At 60.9% G+C, this 358-nt stretch carries 1 protein-coding gene; it reads right to left on the bottom strand.

What is annotated here, in order from left to right; all coding sequences use genetic code 11:
- Window positions 1–129: 129 nt before the first annotated feature.
- The coding region (locus tag AC1RPY_RS07730) for a hypothetical protein (protein ID WP_481763102.1) at window positions 130–358 on the bottom strand (229 nt) is incomplete at its 5' end.

Here is a 358-nt window from a genome sequence, read left to right as displayed (position 1 = left end):
GTTCTGCGACATTGAACAAGGCAAACGGTGCCGCCGTGCCATCGCCCTGATAAGTGCCGTCCTCTGCCGTGCCATCGATTACGATCAATTGGCCGTGTTGATTGTACGTGCTGCGGTTATCCATTTGGCTTATCCACGTCGTGAGTTAAAGGCAAGCGCCATTGCGCTAGGTTGATAATTCGAGTGCACCGTGTCCGCGCGCTCGATCCAGCGACGCGGGCCTGTGGGCGGCTCGATAGCTGCGGCCCCGTAGTCGGCCGCCCATTGATGCGCGATGCGCTCGGCCTGCGCCTCATCCTGCACAGTGCACACGTCGATTGCGAAGCCGCGCCGCGTCAGGCACGCCATGACCGTAAAC

The sequence above is a fragment of the Dellaglioa sp. CoH-56-MRSF-12 genome (assembly GCF_056782075.1).
This window is presented reverse-complemented; position numbering and strand designations above follow the sequence as displayed.